18 protein-coding genes and 1 tRNA gene are annotated in these 21413 nt (G+C 47.8%); 7 read left to right on the top strand and 12 right to left on the bottom strand.

All coding sequences use genetic code 11. The features are described 5' to 3' along the window. The first annotated feature begins 120 nt into the window (after positions 1–120). Positions 121–1332: a bifunctional sugar-1-phosphate nucleotidylyltransferase/acetyltransferase gene (gene glmU / locus HQRW_RS11165; protein ID WP_014556675.1), complete on the top strand. Its 1212-nt coding sequence runs from the start codon at positions 121–123 to the stop codon at positions 1330–1332. A 59-nt stretch (positions 1333–1391) separates the two neighbouring features. Here the strand turns inward: glmU and HQRW_RS11170 are convergent, their stop codons facing one another. The 7 genes from HQRW_RS11170 to HQRW_RS11200 all read right to left on the bottom strand — a co-directional run bounded on the left by HQRW_RS11170 (position 1392) and on the right by HQRW_RS11200 (position 7128). Next, positions 1392–1634 (bottom strand): TrmB family transcriptional regulator, encoded by a 243-nt coding sequence (locus HQRW_RS11170; RefSeq protein WP_014556676.1) that lies wholly within the window; start codon positions 1632–1634, stop codon positions 1392–1394. 490 nt (positions 1635–2124) lie between these two features. After that, positions 2125–3972, bottom strand: a complete 1848-nt coding sequence (locus HQRW_RS11175) for an FAD-binding protein (protein WP_014556677.1) — start codon at positions 3970–3972, stop codon at positions 2125–2127. 56 nt (positions 3973–4028) lie between these two features. Beyond that, positions 4029–4901, bottom strand: a complete 873-nt coding sequence (locus HQRW_RS11180) for a succinate dehydrogenase/fumarate reductase iron-sulfur subunit (protein WP_011572204.1) — start codon at positions 4899–4901, stop codon at positions 4029–4031. A 172-nt stretch (positions 4902–5073) separates the two neighbouring features. Continuing rightward, positions 5074–5445, bottom strand: a complete 372-nt coding sequence (locus HQRW_RS11185) for a succinate dehydrogenase hydrophobic membrane anchor subunit (RefSeq protein ID WP_014556678.1) — start codon at positions 5443–5445, stop codon at positions 5074–5076. Continuing rightward, positions 5445–5840: a succinate dehydrogenase, cytochrome b556 subunit gene (gene sdhC, locus HQRW_RS11190; protein WP_011572206.1), complete on the bottom strand. Its 396-nt coding sequence runs from the start codon at positions 5838–5840 to the stop codon at positions 5445–5447. Before sdhC ends, HQRW_RS11185 begins: the two co-directional genes overlap by 1 nt. 461 nt (positions 5841–6301) lie before the next feature. After that, the gene (locus HQRW_RS11195) at positions 6302–6640 is read right to left on the bottom strand and encodes a hypothetical protein (protein ID WP_231852337.1); all 339 of its coding nucleotides are present in this window, start codon (positions 6638–6640) and stop codon (positions 6302–6304) included. 2 nt (positions 6641–6642) lie between these two features. After that, positions 6643–7128, bottom strand: coding sequence for a hypothetical protein (locus HQRW_RS11200; protein ID WP_014556680.1), 486 nt, complete (start codon positions 7126–7128; stop codon positions 6643–6645). Positions 7129–7452: 324 nt separating this feature from the next. Here HQRW_RS11200 and HQRW_RS11205 point away from each other — a divergent pair. Next, positions 7453–7527, top strand: a tRNA-Glu gene (locus tag HQRW_RS11205). Positions 7528–7687: 160 nt separating this feature from the next. Further along, complete coding sequence (locus tag HQRW_RS11210; protein WP_014556681.1) at positions 7688–8161, top strand: DUF5820 family protein; 474 nt, start codon at positions 7688–7690, stop codon at positions 8159–8161. Between the two features lie 736 nt (positions 8162–8897). Here the strand turns inward: HQRW_RS11210 and HQRW_RS11215 are convergent. The 3 genes from HQRW_RS11215 to HQRW_RS11225 all read right to left on the bottom strand — a co-directional run bounded on the left by HQRW_RS11215 (position 8898) and on the right by HQRW_RS11225 (position 14748). Continuing rightward, a complete protein-coding gene (locus HQRW_RS11215) occupies positions 8898–10913 on the bottom strand; it encodes a SpoVR family protein (RefSeq protein WP_014556682.1) in 2016 nt (671 codons plus the stop codon). Between the two features lie 227 nt (positions 10914–11140). Further along, positions 11141–12481, bottom strand: coding sequence for a YeaH/YhbH family protein (locus HQRW_RS11220; RefSeq protein WP_014556683.1), 1341 nt, complete (start codon positions 12479–12481; stop codon positions 11141–11143). Continuing rightward, the gene (locus HQRW_RS11225) at positions 12472–14748 is read right to left on the bottom strand and encodes a PrkA family serine protein kinase (RefSeq protein WP_014556684.1); all 2277 of its coding nucleotides are present in this window, start codon (positions 14746–14748) and stop codon (positions 12472–12474) included. Before HQRW_RS11225 ends, HQRW_RS11220 begins: the two co-directional genes overlap by 10 nt. Before the next feature lie 32 nt (positions 14749–14780). On the opposite strand from HQRW_RS11225, the gene HQRW_RS16750 reads away from it, so the two are divergent. Next, entirely contained in the window at positions 14781–14915 is a 135-nt protein-coding gene (locus tag HQRW_RS16750; RefSeq protein ID WP_269448463.1) for a hypothetical protein, read from the top strand. Between the two features lie 167 nt (positions 14916–15082). Here HQRW_RS16750 and HQRW_RS11235 read toward each other — a convergent pair whose 3' ends face one another. Beyond that, positions 15083–17152: a PrkA family serine protein kinase gene (locus tag HQRW_RS11235; RefSeq protein ID WP_011572212.1), complete on the bottom strand. Its 2070-nt coding sequence runs from the start codon at positions 17150–17152 to the stop codon at positions 15083–15085. A 370-nt stretch (positions 17153–17522) separates the two neighbouring features. On the opposite strand from HQRW_RS11235, the gene HQRW_RS11240 reads away from it, so the two are divergent. Further along, complete coding sequence (locus HQRW_RS11240) at positions 17523–17981, top strand: UPF0179 family protein (RefSeq protein ID WP_014556685.1); 459 nt, start codon at positions 17523–17525, stop codon at positions 17979–17981. A 95-nt stretch (positions 17982–18076) separates the two neighbouring features. On the opposite strand, the gene HQRW_RS11245 is transcribed toward HQRW_RS11240, so the two are convergent. Continuing rightward, the gene (locus HQRW_RS11245; protein WP_011572214.1) at positions 18077–18895 is read right to left on the bottom strand and encodes a M14 family metallopeptidase; all 819 of its coding nucleotides are present in this window, start codon (positions 18893–18895) and stop codon (positions 18077–18079) included. A gap of 340 nt (positions 18896–19235) precedes the next feature. Between HQRW_RS11245 and HQRW_RS11250 the strand changes: the two genes are divergently transcribed. Continuing rightward, positions 19236–19730 (top strand): DUF309 domain-containing protein, encoded by a 495-nt coding sequence (locus tag HQRW_RS11250; protein ID WP_014556686.1) that lies wholly within the window; start codon positions 19236–19238, stop codon positions 19728–19730. Between the two features lie 203 nt (positions 19731–19933). Continuing rightward, a complete protein-coding gene (locus HQRW_RS11255) occupies positions 19934–21397 on the top strand; it encodes a carotenoid oxygenase family protein (RefSeq protein ID WP_014556687.1) in 1464 nt (487 codons plus the stop codon). Positions 21398–21413: the final 16 nt, after the last annotated feature.

The following is a 21413-nucleotide window of genomic DNA, read 5'->3' on the forward strand; positions in this document are numbered from 1 at the left end:
TGCACAATAATATAATCACACACATTACTATCAGATGCATTATTTTGGCTGTATCAGTTCGGTGGTAACACCAGATCATAAACCCGAATCACTATTTCAATCCCGATACCGCGTTTATACATGCAAACAGTCATTCTCGCTGCCGGCAAGGGGACACGAATGCGACCGCTCACTGAGTCAACCGCAAAACCGATGCTTCCTGTTGTCGGTGAACCGATTGCAGCGCATACAGCACAAGCAGCAATCAATGCCGGGGCATCACGTCTCATCTTTGTTATTGGGTATGAAGCAGAGTCGGTGAAAGAATACTTTGGAGAATCATATCAGGACACTCCCGTCGCATATGCAACACAGACAGAACAACGCGGAACAGCAGATGCAGTTCGGGCTGCAAAAGCAGAACTGACTGAAGACCCATTTGTCGTCCTCAATGGCGACAATCTGTATGATGTCTCTTCACTGGAGTCACTCTATGCATCTGCACCATCGATTGGGACTGTTCGTGTCGAGAATCCAAGCGCGTATGGAGTGCTTGAGATCACTGAGGATAATGAGAGTGAATCGGATATGTCTAAGCGCGTAAGCGGTGTTGTTGAGAAGCCTGCGAATCCGCCGTCGAACCGAATTAACGCTGGGGCATACGCATTCCCTGAAGCGGCACGGGGATGGCTTGACGTCGATCCAAGCGAACGTGATGAATACGAGCTCACTGATACACTGCAACAAACCTGTGAGTCAGTCTCGGTCACTCCAGTGGATATTGACCGATGGCTGGATGTTGGTCGTCCATGGGAATATCTCGAAGCAAACGAATGGAAATTGAGTGAGTGTCGTCCCCGATTTGAGGGTGATGTCAGTCCAGATGCAGACCTCCGAGGAAGTGTTGTTGTTGAATCTGGCGCGACAATTGAGCCGGGAGTCGTCATTGACGGTCCTGTCTACATCGCCAGTGGTGCAACAGTTGGTCCGAATGCATACATCCGGGGGGCGACTGTGATTGGACCGGGTGCCCACATCGGTCATGCTGTTGAGATTAAAAATAGTGTCCTTCGTTCGGAGACATCTGTTGGGCATCTATCATATGTTGGCGACAGTATTCTTGGATGTAACGTGAACTTCGGGGCTGGAACGACGGTTGCAAATCTCCGTCATGATGATGCTGATATCAAACAGACGGTGAAGGGTGAGCGGATATCAACAGGACGGCGAAAATTCGGTGTTGTCTGTGGGGAGGGCGTCAAGACTGGAATCAATACGAGTCTGTCACCAGGTGTGACGCTTAGTTGTGAAGCACGAACCGAGCCTGGTGAGACGATAACCCGCGATCGGTGACACACCACGTGTCGAGATTTTTCCTAAGATGATGGGAAAGAAGTTGTACGCAAGCGTCGTTAATTGTCGACAGCGTATCGCTCAGCCTGTTGATTAATCAACTCACGTTCGCGTAGTGTTGAGAGAATGCTATACAACGAGAGCTTCTGCATATCAAGTGCTGATTGAAGCTCTGAGAGCGTTGTCTCACCGTTCGCTGATAAAAATAGATACACAAGTTTCGCTCTAGGAGAGGTCAGTTCTGAAGGCACTGACGGCGTTTCAAGTGACGGTGTTGATTCAGTATTAAACGCGTGCTGCATTGGTATATTTTTGTGTTTATTTTCGACGATAATAAAACTCGCTGACGACGATTGTCGAAGTGCTCAACTCAAACCAGTCATGAACCATTCACTGTATAGCACTTCATCAACCCCGCAACATGGATCGAACACAATAGAATATTCAACAGAGATTCCCGAGTTATCTCATCATGTGGGCTCAGATTTAGCTATTTATCGAATTACTCAATAGTTGACAGTCGATAGCTAACGAGTGCAGATAACGAGATATGATCATGGAGACACACAGCGGCGCAACTAGTGTCGACCTCGCATACATATACTCATCAACAATCAACAGAGTAAGTCTAATGTTATCGGATAATGTCTGGTGTGGGTCATCATGAGTCGACGCACGGCTCAGGACTGATTTACAATATAATAGCAATTATCGGCTTAAATATGAGTATAAACCAAAATCAAAGTCAAAATGCAAATTTAACTCCGAAAATATAGTGTAAAGCCGCCGGATTCAGTAGCTTCGAATCTTCGGTTCGTATTTCTTCGATTCGCCTTCAAGAATCACAGGTTTATACCACAGTTCTGGTGACCCATCATTCCATGAGAGAAGGGTATGTTTCAGCCAACTTTGGTCATCGCGTTCTTGATGTTGTTTTCGCCAATGAGCGCCACGGAATTCATCGCGAGCAAGCGCACCAAGCGTGATTGCCTCTGCAAGGTCGATAATATTCCGCGTTTCAATCGTGTGCAAGAGATCAGTGTTGAACGTGCGTGATTGATCGGCAACCCCAACGTTCTGATATGCACGCCGTGCATTACGGATGTCCTCAACCGCTTGTTTGAGACTTTCTTCCTCTCGGAAGACGTTCACATTCTCCGTCATCGTTGATTGAACGGCATCACGGATTTCCGAGTGATTGCGACCGTCATCATTTGCAAGAAGTGAATCAACGTGGGTTCGTGCCTCCTCAGTTGCGCGCTCAACGAGTCCTGTCGGGGATTGTGCTGCAGTAGACGCTGCAGCAGTTCCACCGTCAGCCACAGCATCCCCAGATGGACGGACCGATCCTGGTTCAACAGGGGTATCAACTGCGCCGGGTTCCCAATCACCGCGTTTGCCGGTCGGAATCTCTGCTCTGCCCAAATCACGACCAGCAGCGTGATGACCAGCGCGTGCTCCGAAAACAATGAGTTCTGGAAGCGCATTTCCACCGAGTCGATTTGATCCATGCACAGATGCACAAGCACACTCACCAGCAGCGTACAGACCTGTAATACAGGTTTCACCGTTCTCATCAGTCTCGATGCCACCCATTGCATAATGCTGACCAGGCTTGACTGGCATCGGTTCTTCAAGTGGATTCACACCCTCGAAGTCGGCTGAAAGATGGATAATATTCTCAAGTCGGTCGGTGATTCGATCCTCACCAAGATGACGCATATCAAGATGGACATATTCGTCCTCAATCCCACGACCCTCATTGACCTCTGTTAATTCCGCTCGAGAAACAACATCGCGGGATGCGAGTTCACCATCATTATTAGCGTATCCATGTTCGTACATGAACCGCTCACCCTCATCATTATACAGGATACCGCCTTCACCACGAACACCTTCAGTAATGAGCACACCCGTAGACGGCAATGTCGTTGGGTGGAACTGGATGAATTCCATATCTTCAAGCGGTGCACCAGCACGGTAAGCCATTGCAACACCATCGCCAGTATTGGCGACTGCATTCGTTGTATGATCATATACCTGTCCAAGACCACCGGTTGCAAGAATCACACCGTTTCTTGCTTGGAAGCCCTCAATCGAACCGGACTGAATATCATATCCAACGACGCCATGACAGCGGCGATCCTCAGGGCGTTCATCATCAGTTACCGCAAGATCAAGCACATGCCATTCATCATAGACCTCGATTCCGCGCTTGACTAACTGCTCATACATCGTATGAAGCAATTGATGACCGGTTTCGGCACCTGCATATGTTGTTCGTGGGAATGATAACCCACCGAATGGACGTTGGCTGACGCGACCATCATCATCGCGTGAAAACGCCATCCCCCAGTGTTCGAGTTGAATGACTTCTTCGGGGCTATCTTGCGCCAGTGTTTCGATTGCTGGTGCATCCCCAAGATAATCAGAGCCCTTCATGGTATCGTAGGCGTGATCCTCCCAGGAATCACCCTCACGAAGGGCAGCGTTGATTCCACCTTCTGCGGCGCCAGTATGGCTTCGCACCGGATGGAGTTTTGAGACAATCGCCACGTCGGCTCCTTCTTCTTGTGCTGCGATGGCTGCGCGGAGTCCTGCGCCTCCTGCGCCCACCACAATGACATCGTGTTCGTGCATGGATATCTAAATTATTATAAGCAATTTTTACAATGTTCGGACTTGACTTTAATGTTTCACCAAAATTTAAGATTGTTTTTGACAGCCTCACGTTTGAGCTCCTGAATATGTTCGGTCAGTGGAATATCTTTTGGACAGACATCAGTACAGGAGAACTGCGTTTGACACCGCCAGACGCCATTTTCTCGTTCAATAATCTCAAGTCGCTCTTGTTTCATTTCATCACCCTCTCGTTCGTCCATAGTGAATCGATATGCCTTATTGATTGCAGCAGGACCGAGATAATCGTTATTACCGGCAGCCACATTACATGAAGACATACACGCACCACACCAGATACAGCGCGTTGACATCTTGACTTTCTCGCGATTTTGTCGTGATTGACGTTGTTCTTCAAGTTCGCCCTCTGGAAGGTCATCAGTCTGGAAGTATGGTTCGACCGACTCCATTTGGTCATAGAAGTGCTCCATATCGACGACAAGATCCTTGACGACATCCTGATGTGGAAGGGGTTCGACGCGAACTGGCTCTTCAAGATCCGATAATTGCGTCTTACAACACAGTCGTTGTTTCCCATTGACGAACATTGCGTCGGATCCACAGATTGCCTGTCGACAAGAATGCCGGAAGGTGAGACTGGAATCATAATTATCCCGAGCGTACATCAGCGCATCAAGAACAGTCATGCCCTTATGATAGGGGACATGGAAGTCATCAAATCGAGGTTCTTGTTTCGCTGCAATCTCAGGATCATAGCGGAAAACCTTCAGGACGTATGTATCCTCATCCTCGTGTGAGTCATCGTGTTCTGTATCAGTCTCGATCTCACTAAGTGGATCTGTGAGTGGTGCTTGCGGTGGGGAAGACTCTTTTTCAACCTCGCTGGTGGTCGTTTCATCTTCGGTTTGTTGTGGGAGTTGTGTGCTCATTGGTGACGGTAATGGTGATTACGGTTGCGATTGCGATTAATACGATATCGAGAGATGTAATGTGTTTGTCGGATTCTGCTGATTGAATCTATCGGTTTCGGTGATAGTATCTCAGTTATCTTGTGAGTGCCAAACACACATAATCTGTTGGATTGAATCTGATTCGACGTGGTTAGATTGGTATCCCGCCAGCCCACGCAATTGCGGTTCGGACGCCCTGTACAATCAAGACGATACTGGCTACGCCAAGAACGACCTTTGTTGCTTTTCGCCGGGTGCCTGAGAGGCCCTGGTTAATCAGCGCATTATAAACGCCGTTGACGCCATGGAATGTTGCAGTGACAAGAAAGAGGATCATCAACGAGAAATACGTCAATTCCTGCATTCGCCCCTGTGACATCGCGAAGGTAACCTCATCAGCATGGTGGACAAAGTGAAGTAAGAAGAAATGAAATGCTAATACCACCACGAGGAATGCCGCCGTGATGCGCTGCCACAGCCATCGACGACCGCCGCGTTTGAATGAAGAGTAGTGTTCTGCCATTATCCAAACACCCCTGCAAGGAATGTCGGCACGCTTGCAATCACAATCGCACCGGTAAGAATTAACGATGCGTAAAAACTCTGATCTTGCCCGCTAATCCCGACGCCAAGGTCAACGAAAAGAAGTCGAAGTCCGTTGAGAATATGAAAGACGGAAACTGCAAGGAGACCGACCTCAAGTAATCGGACGATTAACAGACTCTCGAGCGACTGAATCGTTGTTGTGTATGCTTCAGGGCTCTGTAACGCTGTTGAGAGAACGGCAATATGCGTGAACAGATAGCCCACGAGGACCCAACCCGTGAACTTGTGGAATACCCAGGCCCACATGCCGGCTGAGAACTCTCGCCATCGGCCGAAATCCTCGACGAGGCCTCGATTGTAAGACTGACTCATAGCCAGCATCATTTCTGAATGGTGGGGATATAGTCCTTACGTGTGTAATTTGTGGCTTTCAGGATCATAAATTACTACTCACTAATGAGTGAAGTGCTGCATTTATATATTATATCGATAATTTCGATAATACGCGAATAGAGATACGTCGATTATCGAATACGTAACCTATCGATTTTGTGATTTACTGTGAGATATAAAAGATGACGAGCGGACCACTTCTGAATACGGTAAGACATTTTTTATACTTGGATATAGGGTAACGTGTGAGATGGGGCACATATTTGATTCATGTTAGTTTCTCGAATAGATTATCCGCGTGTTTCCACCGATCAAGCGCGAACACGACAGCGCTGATTAAGATTGCTGTGACAAGCACGCGAACATCGGATGTGATATACAAACTTGGAGTCAGTGGACGCCACCAACTGAACGGATAAAGCCAGAATCCAGAGCGACCATCAGCAAACACCCGCAACCCATCGACAACGAGTGAACTGAACGCACCAAAGAGACAAAAATGAGAATATTTGTCGTCGCTGTCTCTCGAAGAAGACGGTAATCGCTCCGGCTATGAGCAACGCCCCGCCAAGTGAACTAATTGGAGCGTATTTGAACGGTACGCCAAGTAGTGTTTCGACGACGCCAGCATCTACAATTATCTCAATTTTGATGAGATCCGGAATTGCAGCTCCTGCCATACCAATCACAATCCAGCGGTCGGTAAGCCAGTTGAATTGCCAACTTGCCACTGTTAGGATGATGTACGGAACGAGTACATGCGTGAGTAAAACCGCCATCGCTACTTCACCTCAAAGCCGAGCGTCTGAAGATTGAGACTCCAATATCGGAAAAACAGTATCATAATTAGAATAACAGCCACAATTGAAACCACATATTTGTAGATATTCGAGGATCCGGCTGGATTTACCACTCGAACATTGTCTGCTTGGATAAGATACTCTCCCTGGAATGTGCCATACACTTGGACGACTCCACCTGATTGCACACCTCTCTGAGTGCTAAATCGCTCTATATCGGCTGTGAATGGTCCATTATCAGTCTCGATACGTATGGTCGCAGTATTTTGCTCCTCGCTTAATTCCTCAACTGTCCCGAAGACAAACACCTGTCTGTCGATATACTCCTCAGGAGATACTTTGAGATCCTCCGTGTCGGGATATGGGTCATAACTGTCTTCTTGAACATCATAGTGAACTCCCAATGAAAGCACGCCACCGATTAATAAAACCGAGATGACTATTCTAGCAATTGCTTTCCGATTCATGACATAATTAATCTCATTCGGTCCATTACATGTTTGCTGTGTATACGCCTGGTAGTGAGCACTCCAAGCTCTTGCATATCGATTATCTTGCCAACTGAGACAAGAGGCTAACGAGATATAATTTGATCACGAATCATTGGTGGGTGTCTCGTGTCTCAAACAGTAATAGCAATTTTATCTGAGCATATCGCAGTTTATAATGAAATAATACGGTCACGTCGCAGTTGGAATCATGAATTATCAGGGACAGTATCGAGACACAGCTCGTCCGTCCGACCGGTAACGGAACGTTTAAACAAATCTGCTTATCACATTAGATTGGACGCTCGGTTGGTGTAGTCCGGCCAATCATGTTGGCCTTTCGAGCCGACGACAGGGGTTCGAATCCCCTACCGAGCATTCTTCTTGAACTTACTTTTAGCGCTGAAGAGTCAAACTCGAAGGGAATGATAGGACGAATAGAATTATATTAATTTTATCATGAGATTATTCGATATAATGCAGGCATACACACGAGTTTAAACGGAAGAAGAAAACATCCGCGTGATTAATAAATCGTATGAGCGATCATGAATCAACAACTGAGACAGACCCAAAGGGACACGCTGAGGACATCGAAGCCAGCCAGTCGGATGGAGCAACGGATCCGCCGATAGGATGGCAGATCTGGAATAACGAGCCGGGTGGTAAGCGAATCTTAGTATTTCGACCGGATATATTCTCTGAGCGGAATGACATCCCAGCAATGTGTCTGCCGACAATTTATGTGACAAATGGATCACAAGCCTCGCGACCAGGCGCATCACAGATACAAACTGATACATGGCATGTGATTTTGACACTTGAACCAGAGATTGAAGCCATCACCAAGTCATATGAAACACGTCAAACCGCACTTACCAGTGCGCACGATATTGCAGAGCGATTTACACAGGGAAAAATTGAGTATCGAGATCCATATCAGGTGCCGCGTCCGGACTACTTCCAGATGCTTGATGATGTGATCGAAGAAATCGAAACCATCCCAAATTGACATCCTCCTCCGCGTTCACGCGGAGGAATCCCGAGCGTTGGGAGTTTCAGGTTCAACACTCCCACCGAACAACCAGCCAGTGCGAATCTGAAAGGTTGTTCGCGGTCTGAGGCGGGTGCGGGGGCGGGTGGGACTGCTGGCGGTGCCAAGCCGCCGGTACTCCTATTCTCGACCATATACGGCGTCCAAGCGTTGTTTTTGCCGCAGGGACGCCGGCAGGCGTTAGCAAACTCAGAGTTACTTTCTGTGGTGTTTTCAAGCAGTCGGGCACAGCATCGGTTCATTATCGGAACCGACCGTTCACCAGACTGGTTCCGATGATTGTCTTATTGCTTGGGGCGGACAGGCCGCCATCGTAGGACTGGCGGGAATCGCTCTGTTCCCAACCGATTCCTGTTTTATTGCGTGATTGCCTGTCAGTTAAATATATGTATTTTGAAATTTAAATCGAGCGACGATAGTAGGATTTTGTAGGGCGTGACGGCGCGTATCCACGACCTGTAGTAGCTCACAGAAGAAGTGGGTGCTTGAGTAGACATGCATCAGTCAGAATAGTTCTCTCGCATCGACTTAGTGAATTAGTTCATCAAGAAGTTTGTTGAATCACTAAAGGCCGTGGTATTGCGCCTGCTCAGCATATAATCACACTGAGTTACAAGGCTTTCTGAAACCGAAAATAGTATTGACCGTATCTCAATACTTACGCTCTCAGTCTCTCACTCTGTTCGCTAATCACTCACGCAAGCCACTCGTCAGGTTTAGTATCATAATCGATATCAGCCGCACGGATACGGTCTGTGAGGTCTTTATCAAGTTCACTGCGAGTTACTTCATGCCCATCATATCGCAGTCGGACGCCTGTCTCCGTTGGCTCCGGTTCGCGATTCCGTCGACGTGCCACCTCAACCTCATGCTCTTCATAGGTCTTGGTAATCGTCATGAGATTAACCGGACGACCCCATAGGTCATGCATACGCTCAAGAACTGCAGTCGCCTGTTGGATATCCAATGCAATTCCGTTGTACCGATGTCCTAATAATAACTCACCGCGATTTTTGAAGTTGTCATCAAAGACGGCAATCGTCGGTTTGCCGAAGTTCGTGAATTGCAGGAGCAACTTCTGTTTGACATCTTGATAATCTGTTGAGGCAACACGGTAGTCCTCGGTTGTCTGTGTATACTCATACGTGAAGTAGTTATTCTCACTGACAAACTCCTGTGTGAGGAATTCATCAATGAACGTCACATCATTATGACTCTCACGAACCTCACGCATGCGGTCCCATCCAGCAGTCTTATCAACATCATCGATTGCATCTTCAACAGTGTCATATCGGGTATCATCAAAGAGATATCGCGCATGCTCCTGTAGTTCTGATCGCCGAATTTGCTCAAGGAAGCCGCGATGTTGTGGCTGGACAAGCGAGAAGTGTCGCTCTGCAAGTCCCTCATAGGTCAGCACCTTCCATGGATATCGATCGATATTGATTGTTTCTGGATTTGATAGCGCTCGATCAAGCATTTCCCAGTCAATCCGTGGGTCATCACCCGGGAGTGATGTCAGCTGTTCGACTGTATCACTGCTGATTGCGTCGATCCGTGGATCGGGCTCTAATAATGCACGAACGTGCTCAAAGTCAATTTCTGCATGGAAGTTCTGCCAGGTAATCCCCTCGACACGAAGTAACTTATCAGCGACTTCGCGACGATTTGCGGAGTTTTCGACGTATTCCCAGAGCTCCTTACCGAGTTTATATGGATTCAATCCAGGTGAGCCAAGAACACGTGATTGATGATCTGCGTATGTAATGAACTCATCAGCATCCGCAAAGCCCTCATCGCTCATCATCAATGACTCAACAATACTTGCCCACCCCTCATTCATGACCTTCGTCATCTTCTGTGGTGCGAAATAATACGCCTCCCGACGAAGTGTGTCAAGAATATCGAGTTGCCACGATTCCATTGAGACGGCTTCATCCTCTTCATGATCATATGTCGTTGCATGATCGCGGAGGAATCCAAGCACATCGGTCCGTGGATGATCAATCGATGCAGAGGCAGCCTCTGATTCAGCAAGTTCATCAAGCCACTCCTGATCGAATACCTGCTGTTGGACGTCATCAGAGAGATCGAGCTGATCAAGTTGGTCACGGAGATCTGTCGGTTGTGTCCGCTCAGTGTCGGGGTCGACATCAACAGGGCGGTGTTGGTCTATGGTATCCTCAAGACACAGGACAGCATCGATAAATCGCTCAACATCATCACGGTCGATATCGGGGTCATCAACGTAGCCCTGGATTGTTTCACCATGACGTTCAAGCATTGCAGCGGCATCGAGTTCCTGATCACCAGAAAACCGGCTGAACCAGTTATTATTCTTGAAGAAATCTGCATGCCCCTCAACATGGGTAATGACCGCTTTCTGGTCGGCAAGAGAGTTTGACTCCTGAAGAAAGGCATGACTTGGGTCATCATTATTGACAATTTCAAATGCCTTACCCATTCCAAATTGATCTTGTTTCTGTTGACGGTCATACGTCATGCCCCATCGCCAGTGTGGATATCGACGCTGGAACCCACCATACGCGATGAGTTGGTTCATTTCGTCATGACCAACAATCCAGTAGTTTACTGGATATGGATCAAGTCCAAGTTTCTTTGCGAGGGCAGCAGCTTCAGTTGCTGGCTCCTCAAGCTGGTCAGCCTCAGCCTGTGCGCGACGACGGAAACGGATTGGTCGACTACTCATTTTGAATCATCAACTCCTGTGTGATACTGTCGGTGTCGGTGTCAGTAGTAATCGTATCGCCTAGATAGCTATGATACCAAGGGGTACGAGAAGTACTGACATAATCATAGGTATAATCGCAATCACAATTACAATTATAGACGTAACTCATACCACGCGAATTAACCAAGGTACTCGCGTTGAGACGCTTGCGTTTCAGTCTCATTCGTATTCTCATATTCATTAATCTAATTTGTCTCTGAGTCAGTGCTCAGGATCGATTCAATTGCACCGGTAACATCCTCAGGACCGGTTACCGAGACAACAACGACATTGCCGTCATCACCAAGGGCGCGGTCGACTTCTTCGGCATGTGTTGCATTGATTGCTGTGCCACCTGGTTGTGTCTCAACGTATGCATGTTGATTTGCTGGGATTGACTCCATGAGCGGAACGACATTCTGTGTTGTGTCGTTAGCTGCATTCTCGGAGTCACCCGCAGCGAAGACATATCGATTCCACTCCGACCATGGATACTCATCTTCGAGAATCTCCTTTGCAAGTTCATATGCACTTGAGATTCGTGTTCCCCCACCGGAGCGGATTCCAAAGAAGTCCTCGCGTTCGACTTCCCATGCCTCAGCGTCATGAGCGATATAAACGAATTCGGCGTTATCGTACGTCCCTGTGAGATACCAATCGAGCGGGGTGAATGTCCGTTCAACTAGCTCACGTTTCGTTTCTCGCATTGACCCAGAAACATCTCGGATATTAACCACGACAACGTTCTTTTGTCGGGTTTCTTCAATCTCGGGCTGTCTGTATCGCTCATCATCCTTGCGAAGTGGGATCTCTTTGAGTCCATTCCGGCGAATGCGCTGCCCGACTGGAGTATGCTCAACATTTGCTTCGAGTTCTTCAAAGTCTGCCCATCGTCCACGCTCGTCATCGGGGATATCTTCCCATTCAGCTTCAATCCATGAAAATGAAACAAGGACATTCTGCTCACGGCACCATCGATATACCGATTCAGGCGTCTGATCCGCGACACGCATTGCTTCACGGACAAATGACTCATCGAAATCCATTGCCAACTTGCGCTTGAGCCCCTGTTTGAACAGTCGCTCAAAATCAAGTGTGCTGTTTGGTCCCGTCCGAGTGACATCGGTGAAATCACCCTCAATCTCCTCGACAACTTCCTTGCCTTTCGGCTCAAGATCAAGTCCAAGTGCTTCATCAAGTTCAGTCGCGAACTCTTCGGGATCCATTTCATAGTAGCCGTGGTCATCACTGCCATCACCAGGCTCACCCTCTTCATCTCCGTCTTCATCACCATCGCCGTCTGCCTCACCAGGCTCTGGTTGACCGACTGGTTGACCAACATCAGGTGTGTCACCCTGTCCTTGCCCAACACCGCCACGGTCAAGTTGATCATATTCGAATTCTGGAAGATCAACAACTTTGATCGGAATTTCGATATTATCCGCATCAGAGTTGCTTAAATCACCATATCGAATGAATGACTCAAGGTCCTGTCGACGGTCCTCACCAACTTCTCGGAATCGTTCAAGATCTTCTCTTAGTCCCATCGTTGACGCACCTCCCGCATTACCGCACGACTCGTAAGCTCTGCGGAGGCAGGTGTGTATCCGCGTTGACAGAGCACGTCGATTGTTCGGTCTTTGACCCGAGCAGTCTCAGTGTTTGCTGGCGGGTCCTCCCACTGTGCAGGATTAAAGTCCTCATACAGTCGCTTGACATCATCCCAGTCATATCGATCGAGTACTGCCCGAATCACAGGAATCTCAGAGAGGTCAACATTCCCAATCTGGAATCCTGCATCACGATTCTCCCATGCATATCGATTTAATGCTGTGATTATCTTTTCACGACGGAATGATTCGACTACATTCGTCGGGGTGGTACCAGTATAATCGGATTCATCAAATCGACCGAGTTGCTCAGTCTCAAAGAGTTTCATAAGGAGTGGGTCAGGGTCGACTGGACCGCGATCAGTCTCAACACGACCGTCGTCATTCCATGCATAGACATGTTCGACGTATGATTCAACAGTCTCACGCTCAACAGAGTGTTCTGACAGTACTGCCTCAAGCACATCAGTTTCTTGTTCTGAGCGAACGTGATCGCGGACGGTCGAAATGCGCTCTTCATATTCCGTCCGCTCACTGCGTGAGAATACTGGTGCCTCACGAAGTCCTTCAACCATCGAATCAAGTACGTCTGTAGGCATGACTACGTCACCAACATCGAGTTCAGGATGGTGACGGTCGGTTGTCTCATGAAGCAGGTCGGCAATAATATCACGAGTGTAGGTGACAGGAATACCGTGTGAGCCCTCATCATCAGCGGTGAAATCAAACTCATCAATCTTCGTCCGGGTGTCACCCTCCTGTAAATGACCAAACTCGTACAACAGTGCCTTATCAACAAGATCATACCCTCGTGGGAGGTCATCGGGTTCAAGTCGCGTGACAACGCTATACGTTGCTGCTGCTTCAACTGTGTGTGGTGCAAGTTCACGATCAGTGATTTCGCCGGGTCCACGGCGTACCTCAAGTGTGAGTGGGGCACGAATCCGCTCACGAAGATCACTCTCATCACTTGCATTCCAGACAGCCGTTTCATCGGTGAGTTCGCGTCGGATCAATTCAGCCTCAAGTGCAACATTCGTCAGATAACGGAATTCATGCCGATCAAGTCGGCGTTTGAGTGCTTTGAGCGGATCCTGACCATTTCGGTCTGCATATTTATCTAATTCAGCATCGAGATCAGGATTTGAGATAATGAGCAGTTGTGTATCGATATCCATCCCAATTCCCTTATCGAGTTTTACATGCCCTTCATCTGGGACATTCAACAGTTTCTGTAATAGGTCTGCATGCTGGGCAGCGTCCTCAACGATTGTGAGTAGACCGTTACCCTGTGAAAGCACACCATCATAGCTGAACGCCTGTGGATTCTTTCGACCACGAGAGTCGAGTTCCTGAAGCATGCTTGGCATCCACGAGCCAACGAGTCGTTCCTTCGGTGACCCATCATCCTCAGAATGAAGTACACCCACACCTTGTCCAACATCAACGACGTAGTTCTTTATCCGAAGATGATCGGGATCAATGATTGCACTGAATAACTCCTCAATACCATCACGGCGGTAGGTCTCCTCAAGATACTCATATGCCTCTCTTGAGAATGGGTCAAGCTCTTCATCGACAGCAATCGGGATATGGTCCTCAGCACGGTCATTGAGTTCCATAAGTAATTCCCGACGAACTGATCGAGGGAATGTTGAGAGTGGATGCGCCTGCACAGGGCTTTCATACCAATCATCATCGCGCTCTGCGGTTGTTGTCTCATCACCGTAGGAAAGCCCACGAGTATCGGTTGCTGCAGCAACGTTCCATTCAACAGTATAGCGTCGCCCTTCATCAGTTTTTGAATACGCACGAAGCCCATCAATCAAGCAGCGTTTCAATTCAGACTTTCCAGTTGCTGTTGGACCATCAAACCAGAGTATCTTCTCTGATTTTCCACGCTCAGCAGCAATTGTTCGAAGGTCATCGACAAACCGATTCAAGACCTTCGTATTGCCTAAGACGGCGTGTTCACCGTCATTCGCTGGGTCATCAAAGAATCGGTACCGGTTGCGGGTCTCTCCCTCTTCAAAGACCGTTCGAGTACCCATCGACTCAATTGCCTCGACAAGGTATTTCGATGCATGCGAAGCAATTGACGGGCGCTCAAAGGCGGCATCGACGTACTCGCCAAGCGTCATTGGCTTCTCGTACGTGCCCTGAAGTCGGTCGTCGGCGTCAGTAATGTAATTATTCATTCTCATCGATTATCGAGTCTTGGTGAGTGATTGACACTGTGGTGGTGATTGTCGGTATCGAGATTGTGATTCGGTGTGAAAGTATTGAAGCTGAAGTTGAAGCGGCAGCAGCAATGGCAATGACGAGCGTATCAGTCTTACTCAAACGCAAAGCCGGGTCCACTGCCCGTTGAGACGGTCGCTGTTGCGTCAGTCTGTGAGTGTGAGTATCAATATCAGTATTAGGATCAATATCGGTATCGACACACTGAGTCATGAAATCTGTCTGTGTGCCCGTTATGGAAGCAGACAGAAACGCAAGCATATTTGAAAACGAACGATACGGGCACATGGACACGGCTTAAGCCTCAAGCTCGCTCTTTGCGACCTCAGCGCCGGCGAATTCTAAGACTTCCTGTGCGCCTGCTTGTGAATATCCGCGATCAACGAGTGCCTCAATCCATGCATTTCGCTCATCATCATCAAGTTCGTTTGCACTAACGAGTGCTGAGAAATTGATATTGTGCTTTTTATCCTCCCAGAGTTTTCGCTCAAGTGCACGACGAAGGCGGTCATTATCATGCGGGTCAAACGATGTCCCTTCACGAGCACGACGTGAAACCCAGTTTGAGACCTCCTGTCGGAAATCATCTTTTCGATCCTCAGGAATGTCAAGTTTTTCTTCAACTGAGCGGAGGAACGTCTCATCTGGGTCCTGTTCGCGACCTGTGAGAGCATCTTCAACAGTTGCATCATCGATATAAGCCATCACATGGTCCATGTATTTCTCGCCTTGACGCTGAATCTCATCAAGATCGTATGCAAGTGCATGACGGACATCTTCGATAGCGCGCTCGCGGTATTCCTCACGCACCATCTCAAGATAGCGGTGATACTGATCAAGATTCTCCTCTGGAATTGACCCATGATTCTCAAGATTGGTCTCAAAGTGTGAAAAGACCGAAAGAGGCGATAGATACGTTCGATCACGGTGTGTTGCATCCATGATTGCCTCTGCAATCTCATCACCGATGAACCGTGCAGAGACACCATCCATTCCTTCACCAATGTCGGTGGATTCCTCTGCATTTTCCCGTAGTTTCCGGACGTCAACATCGTCGCCATCATCAAGCTCTCCGTTGTACGCTTTTGCCTTTTGTACAAGCGACGCATTCGTGTCAGGTTCGGCTAATCGGGTCAACACACCAAAGAGCCCTGCCATCTCGAGTGCATGCGGCTCAATATGCATATCCGGAACGTCCGCATTCCGGAGCATCTTCCGATAGATTTCTGATTCCTCGTCATACTCTAAGACGTATGGGAAATCAACGCGCTTTGTTCGGTCATTGAACGCTTCCATTTTTTCATCGCCTTTCTTCTCGCGGTACTCCGGCATATTTGTCCGCCCAACAATCACCTCATCAATATCGATTCGGGGGTTGTTCTTTGGCTTGATTGTCTGCTCTTGTGATGCATGTAAGAAGTCATAGAGGAATTCTCGCTGAAGCTTCAGAAGTTCCTCTCCGGAGAAGAGTCCACGGTTAGCGTTACAGAATGCTCCCGAATAATCGAATGCACGAGGATCAGACTCACCGTAGACAGCAAGTTTTGAGTAATTAACATCTCCAGTGAGTTCTGTCTCATCTTGATTCTTCTTGTCCTTTGGCTCGAATGTCTCGACACACTGACGCTTGTTCTCAGATGCAACAAGGCGTATAATCTCAACATGATTCTGCAGGACTGCTTCAAGATCATCGTTATAGTGCGCAAGGAGCTTATCCATATAGAATTCAGAAGCCGGATCGAGTGATTGTCCATTTTGAATCGTATATGGCGCATCAAGCTCATCGTTGAGACGATCAAGGACAATATCGCGTTGCTCCTGTGGAAGTAAGACGAGTGGGTCCTGGTTCATCGGTGACTGAACGGTGTCATCAGCAGGATCCTGATCTGGGATGACATCCATGAGATTTTTCCAGCGGAATGTGTACATCCGACCAGCATCACTGGCAGTGTACGCTTCAAAATATCGTCGAACCATCCAGTCGAAATGAGACTTCCCAGAGCCAACAGGACCGAGCAGAAGCTTAATACGCTTTTCAGGACCAAGTCGTCGAGCGCCCGATTTTACCTTATTGACAAATTCATGAATCGACTCATGAACCTCTCGTCCATAGAATGTGTTCTCGCCGTCATGAAGTGGGTCCTCAGATGCCATGCAATACTCAACGACACCGGCGTCTTCGTCATATTCGGTGCCGTAATGATCAAACATGTCTGCGACCCGTTGGTGGGCATTCCGAGCGATTCGTGGGTCATTGTATAGTTCATCAAGGTACCAATCGAAACGCTTCGCGTCACGAAGGTCTGATGGCACCGAGTCTTTATACTGGCTACTCAGTGTTTCAAGGGTTGCTCTGTTACCGTTCATTGTTTGTGGCCTCGGGGGAGCGACGGGATATATATGATATGCGGTATCACTCCACACGGAACACCTAAAGACCTGATTGGCAACATGACAACGATAAACGACAGAACGTCGGGGATCGACAGACGGTGTAGACGTGTGGGTCACTCAACCGATCGACCGAGACTATTAGTGTGTCAGTAATGGGCACACATAAGTGTTCCTTCGATTGATAACACAAAATCACGCCACAGGCTGTAGGTTGATCCAAGCGATGAATGAGATTCATTAGGGCAAACGTCCTAGTAAGTCTTGAGTGAAATAAAGGCCCTAAGAGTAGATTACGAGTCAGTGCAATTACTGTTAAGGATAGAGCTAATATTAATTATTGCATATGTCTCATGTTACACTTATTGGCGATCGTCTGGCAAGCACGGGAACAGAGTTTGTGTATGAGGGTGAATCAGTTGCCTGTGAGGGGTGCCCATATCGAAAACAATGTCTCAATCTCACTGAGGGCGTGAGATATGAGATCACGGATGTCCGCGATGACGGACAGTTGCTCGATTGCGCTGTCCATGATACCGGTGTTCGGGCTGTCGAGGTTGAACCAACGTCAGTCGTTGCAAATGTTGCGACAAGAGAGGCATACGCAGGAGGAAAGGCAGAACTTCCTGGTTCATGTCCGCATACAGAATGTCCAAGTCATGAGTACTGCGTTCCTGATGGGACAGAGTTCGACACTGAATATCAAATTGAGACTGTCCATGGTGACCCTCCACACGAACACTGTCAACTTGATCGAGAATTGACGCTCGTTGAGTTCAAACCGCCAGATACAACATCAAATTGAGATCATCTATCGGTTGTGATCATGTTTGTTGTCAATCACCTGTGATTAATGCTCACCACGTGATTTGATTCCGAGATTAATCGGATGATATCCATTTAAGCAAGTGTTCCAAGACAATCAGCAGCATATCCAAACACATCTTCATATCCATACGCGGAGAGTAAAACCGGGTAGAACTCAGTATCAGCATTGTATCGTTCGCCATCAGCCGCTGCGAATTGGTCGCCAGGCGCAACGCGCTCGAAATTATCGACAAAAACCTCATATGTCTCAGCAGGTTGCTTTGGGATTTGATCAAGCATATGAAACACGGTCACATCATCATCATCACGCCGATGAAGTGACAACGGTGGCTCAACATCACCTTCAATTGGCGCTGGTAGTGCACCAGTCGCTGAGAGAAACGCTCGCGTTATCCAGTATGCGTTTGTGATTGCTCGCTCGGAGCCTTGAAGCCCGCATTCAACCTCGATCGTGTGTGCGTGCTCAATAAGACGTCCATCAGAAAACGGACCGGTCTCGACAAGATGCTCCATCGGGAGATATGGACAAATTGCCCGCGAAACAGCATCAATTTCATCAACAAGCGCAAACGGCTCAGCGTATGATTGCGTCGAATGTAATGAGAGCACAGTCGTTCCTCGCAGTTCACGAACAAGATTATGAGCAAGTTGCCTCTCATGCGTGTCAGCATCGGGATCACCTGGGAATGCACGATTAAGATCCTCATCAAGATAGCGAACACCTGATTCGAGCGCCTTTTCATTCGCCACAATAAGCTTAATTGGTCGTTTTACTGTCGGATCACTCGAAACAAGCCGTTCAATAGCACGCTCCCCGCACGGCTCATCACCGTGGACGGATCCGACAACCGCAGTTTCTGGTACCCCATCCCCAAGCTCGTATATACGCATTATTGACTCTATGTGCGAGACGCTCAAATCACTTTATCAGCGTTTGAGCATATAGTCTGTGATTAATAATTATATATCAACCAACGACACCGCTTTTTGATAATAATACTGATTGTAAGAATCGAGCACAAACATATCTCAACATCGGATTAAACTGAGACAAATCGTATTCTCTAGGGAAAAGAACTTAGGATTTGTCAGTGAGTGAGTGAATATACACATGAGGATTCAATCGGTAGTATGTCGGTACCAATATCACTATCAAAAGTGGAAAAGACAGCATAGTATTGCACTGACTGTTTCATGATTATGAGTGAGGACACGGATATACGGTGAGAATATGACAGAACACACCCGTGATGACAGCATTAGCCCACCAATCGGAACGAATCCGACCGGGTGGACTGACAGTGGACTGACATCGAATGGATGGGAACATGGAACGCTTCGGCGCGCAGTAATTCATGGCGTTCGGTTGTATAATTCTGGTGAGTTTCATGAGTCACATGATTGTTTTGAAGCAGAGTGGTACAATTACGGTCGGGGGACAGTCGAAAGCGCATTTCTTCATGGCATGGTTCAAGTCGCTGCTGGAGCGTACAAGCATTTTGATTTTACCAATGACGACGGGATGCGGTCATTATTTCATACCGCGCTTCAGTATCTCAAGGGAGTGCCAACAGATTTCTATGGTGTTGATCTCGATGATGTTCGACAAACACTCGAAGATGCAATTGATGACCCGACGACACTCCATGGGTGGCGGATTAAACTTGATGACGCACATCCAGAAGCATCAACGCGAGATATGGAATATGCTGAACAACTTGAGTGAGAATTCAATATATATGTTTCTCTGCGAATATACACCTTTGAGAGTCTCAAAAACAGCTAACGACAGAACATGAGAGATATAATTAGGCTTCTGATCAGGATTGACGTAGCGAAGTTGACGAGTCGACTCTTTTTGTATACACTGAGTCTGTGATATTGCATATTGCCACGGATTGAATACTGTCACCCACATATGAACGATATATGGAAAATACCTGGCAGAAGGGAATACAGACACAACGCGAAGAGTGTCGTGACGTTGATCTGAACGTTCAAGGTGAATTCCCGACATGGCTTGATGGAACATTCATCGGAAATGGTCCGGGACAGTTTGAAGTTGGTGAGACAGCGCTTGAACACTGGTTTGACGCACTCGCCATGTTACGTCAGATAAAGATCACCGACGGAACAGCACGATACAGTAATCGATTTGTTCGAAGTGAGGACTTCAAAGCCGCCCGTGAGGATGACCGAGTCCGGCGGTCACTTCCAGGAACACCTGCAAGTGGTTCAGCATTGCGACGACTGTATCAGGCTCTTGCCGGCGGACTCCAAGATAATCCCTCAATTGGAGTCACACGCATGAATAAAAAATTATATGCTGTCACAGAAAGCCCAGTTGGGCTTGAAATCGACCCGAAAACACTCGAAACAACTGACCGACGTGATCTCACCACTGGATTAGAGAGTGATATTACACTTGGACACACACACTTTGAGGGCAATACACAGTGGGGAATGGGTGCGACATTCGGGTCAGAATGTGCATATACCTTATTTCGGCGATCAGAAGGGAATTCACCGAAGCCAATTAGTCGATTACAGTTTGATGAACATCCACCATACATTCATGCGTTTGCACTCACCGAGCAGTATGCAGTCATTCCCGAGTCAAGCTTTGGAGTGAATTTCCGTAAGCTCCTGTTTGATACTGCTCGAGGGGGGACATTCCTTGATGCGTTCGCCTCACGAGATTGTCAATCACAGTTTCATATTATTGATCGAACGACTGGTGAGCGAACGGCCGCCGTATCCGCGGATCCATTCCTGATCTATCACTTTGCAAATGCATACGAGGAAAGCAAAAGTGAAGCGGAATCCGAATCCGAATCCGAATCTGAATCGATTGTTGTTGATTGTGTGCGGTTCGATGATATTACTGCAATCACCGATTTAACAGTCGAAAATCTTCGTAGTGAGGATCCGGACCTTCCGGAAGGTGACTTTGTGCGGTATCGATTACCGCTTGAGGGTGGAACTGCAGAGCGAGAGCGGTTATTCCGCGGACCGGTCGAGTTTCCAACAATCAATTATGATGCGTATAATGCACGTTCATATCAGTATGCATATCTCGCGGCTACTGATGCCGGTGGACTTCCAACAGCTATTGCGAAGGTTGATGTCGAGCAGACAACTGCCCAGCGGTGGTCTGAGGATGGGTTACACCCAGGTGAAGCATTATTTGTCCCAGCACCAGAACCGACAGCAGAAGACGACGGAGTGTTATTATCACTCGCGACTGATGGGTATGATGAGCGGTCAGTGCTGCTTTGTCTTGATGCAGAAACAATGACTGAACAAGCACGGGCAGTACTTCCACATCGTGTCCCATATGGATTCCATGGGCAATTCTATGAGACATCGAATCCAACGCGCTCAATGGCGTGAATTCAGCTATACGACA

It is taken from the genome of Haloquadratum walsbyi C23 (genome assembly GCF_000237865.1).
Lineage (GTDB): Archaea > Halobacteriota > Halobacteria > Halobacteriales > Haloferacaceae > Haloquadratum > Haloquadratum walsbyi.